The 2,163-nt window shown below is 47.2% G+C and carries 15 tRNA genes and 2 rRNA genes; all 17 read right to left on the bottom strand.

Going from position 1 to position 2,163, the window contains the following annotated elements:
• Positions 1–394: 394 nt before the first annotated feature.
• Positions 395–476 (bottom strand) — tRNA-Leu (locus GD441_RS16745).
• Between the two features lie 14 nt (positions 477–490).
• Positions 491–564, bottom strand: a tRNA-Cys gene (locus GD441_RS16750).
• Between the two features lie 10 nt (positions 565–574).
• A tRNA-Gly gene (locus tag GD441_RS16755) sits at positions 575–649 on the bottom strand.
• 4 nt (positions 650–653) lie between these two features.
• Positions 654–728 (bottom strand) — tRNA-Gln (locus GD441_RS16760).
• 33 nt (positions 729–761) lie between these two features.
• Positions 762–837 (bottom strand) — tRNA-His (locus GD441_RS16765).
• 10 nt (positions 838–847) lie between these two features.
• Positions 848–921, bottom strand: a tRNA-Trp gene (locus tag GD441_RS16770).
• A gap of 7 nt (positions 922–928) precedes the next feature.
• Positions 929–1,013: transfer RNA gene (locus GD441_RS16775), tRNA-Tyr, on the bottom strand.
• A gap of 15 nt (positions 1,014–1,028) precedes the next feature.
• A tRNA-Thr gene (locus GD441_RS16780) sits at positions 1,029–1,104 on the bottom strand.
• Between the two features lie 19 nt (positions 1,105–1,123).
• Positions 1,124–1,199, bottom strand: a tRNA-Phe gene (locus tag GD441_RS16785).
• Between the two features lie 50 nt (positions 1,200–1,249).
• A tRNA-Asp gene (locus GD441_RS16790) sits at positions 1,250–1,325 on the bottom strand.
• 3 nt (positions 1,326–1,328) lie between these two features.
• Positions 1,329–1,405: transfer RNA gene (locus GD441_RS16795), tRNA-Met, on the bottom strand.
• Between the two features lie 41 nt (positions 1,406–1,446).
• Positions 1,447–1,522 (bottom strand) — tRNA-Val (locus GD441_RS16800).
• Between the two features lie 8 nt (positions 1,523–1,530).
• Positions 1,531–1,605 (bottom strand) — tRNA-Glu (locus tag GD441_RS16805).
• A gap of 11 nt (positions 1,606–1,616) precedes the next feature.
• A tRNA-Ser gene (locus GD441_RS16810) sits at positions 1,617–1,708 on the bottom strand.
• A 5-nt stretch (positions 1,709–1,713) separates the two neighbouring features.
• Positions 1,714–1,788, bottom strand: a tRNA-Asn gene (locus tag GD441_RS16815).
• A 9-nt stretch (positions 1,789–1,797) separates the two neighbouring features.
• Positions 1,798–1,913: ribosomal RNA gene (gene rrf, locus GD441_RS16820) — 5S ribosomal RNA — on the bottom strand.
• A gap of 121 nt (positions 1,914–2,034) precedes the next feature.
• A 23S ribosomal RNA gene (locus tag GD441_RS16825) occupies positions 2,035–2,163 on the bottom strand; the annotation flags it as partial.

Raw genomic sequence — 2,163 nt, forward strand, 5'->3', positions numbered from 1 at the left:
CTTCTCTCCCTTTGGTTTCTATTGTTGGCAACTTTAGATTATCAAAGAGAGAGAAGAAGGTGTTATTTTTTAATCATTTTTTGTGAATTATCTGAGCCCTTGAGATGATAAGCATGACCACCACATTTAGTATAGAGCCTCTTTTTACTTGTTTCTGGACAATTCAAGTATAAAAGAATGACGGGGGTGCGTGTCTTTTTTTGACCAAAATTGTATGAAAACCCCAACATTTATTATAGAGCCCATATAAAAGAGGTGCACTTCACATCAAGTGCACCCCAACAATTGACATAGAACCTAAATAAACACAAAAAAAACGTTCCCCACAATGTGAAGAACGTTGATATTAAGGTATTAATCACGTTTAAATTACTGAAATATGTACGAAAAACAATACCGGTGGTCGGGGTCGAACCGACACTCCTTACGGAACACGATTTTGAGTCGTGCGCGTCTGCCAATTCCGCCACACCGGCACAATATATATATCTGGAGGCGGCAACCGGATTCGAACCGGTGGTAAAGGTTTTGCAGACCTCTGCCTTACCACTTGGCTATGCCGCCGAAAATTAAATGGAGCGGAAGACGGGATTCGAACCCGCGACCCCAACCTTGGCAAGGTTGTATTCTACCACTGAACTACTTCCGCAAAATGGCTGGGCTAGCAGGATTCGAACCTACGAATGACGGAGTCAAAGTCCGTTGCCTTACCACTTGGCTATAGCCCAACAATCAAATACCATTTATTAATAAGTTATGAATGGGGCGACTAGTGGGAATCGAACCCACGAGTGTCGGAGCCACAATCCGATGCGTTAACCACTTCGCCATAGCCGCCATCTTAATATGGCAGGGGCAGTAGGAATCGAACCCACACCGGAGGTTTTGGAGACCTCTGTTCTACCGTTAAACTATGCCCCTATTGAAATGGTGGAGGGGGACGGATTCGAACCGCCGAACCCTGAGGGAGCGGATTTACAGTCCGCCGCGTTTAGCCACTTCGCTACCCCTCCATGTAAAATTGCCACTGGTGCCGGCGAGAGGACTTGAACCCCCAACCTACTGATTACAAGTCAGTTGCTCTACCAATTGAGCTACACCGGCATGTATCTTATTTATTAAATGGTGGCTCGGGACGGAATCGAACCGCCGACACAAGGATTTTCAGTCCTTTGCTCTACCGACTGAGCTACCGAGCCACATTATGTAATAATGCTGCTTCTCATAAACATTTCTTATGTTTATAAAATGGCGGTCCCGACGGGAATCGAACCCGCGATCTCCTGCGTGACAGGCAGGCATGTTAACCGCTACACCACGGGACCATTTGGTTGCGGGGACAGGATTTGAACCTGCGACCTTCGGGTTATGAGCCCGACGAGCTACCAGACTGCTCCACCCCGCGACGATAATAATATATTTATGCGTATTAAGATAAAACGTGAATGGTGGAGGATGACGGGATCGAACCGCCGACCCCCTGCTTGTAAGGCAGGTGCTCTCCCAGCTGAGCTAATCCTCCATATGTAGTGGTGACCCGTACGGGATTCGAACCCGTGTTACCGCCGTGAAAGGGCGGTGTCTTAACCACTTGACCAACGGGCCATTGTTTTGAATGGCGGAGAGCAAGGGATTCGAACCCTTGAGACAGCGGTGACCGTCTACACGATTTCCAATCGTGCTCCTTCGACCTCTCGGACAGCTCTCCATATATGGCTCCGCAGGTAGGATTCGAACCTACGACCGCTCGGTTAACAGCCGAGTGCTCTACCACTGAGCTACTGCGGAACAGTATCAGCCTGGCAACGTCCTACTCTCGCAGGGGGAAACCCCCAACTACCATCGGCGCTGAAGAGCTTAACTTCCGTGTTCGGTATGGGAACGGGTGTGACCTCTTCGCCATCATCACCAGACTTTTCATATTAGAGACAAATATTATTATAATACTTTTTCTCAAAAAATCAAGAAGAAATTTTCATTCCTTCAAAACTAGATAACAGAAGGTTTTTGCGTAAAACACTTATTTATGACTCATTGGTTAAGTCCTCGATCGATTAGTATCAGTCAGCTCCACGTGTCGCCACGCTTCCACCTCTGACCTATCAACCTGATCATCTTTCAGGGATCTTACTAGCTTGACGCTATGGGAAATCTCATCTTGAG

Origin of the sequence: Peribacillus tepidiphilus (assembly GCF_009466385.1) — a bacterium.
GTDB lineage: Bacteria > Bacillota > Bacilli > Bacillales > DSM-1321 > Bacillus_BN > Bacillus_BN tepidiphilus.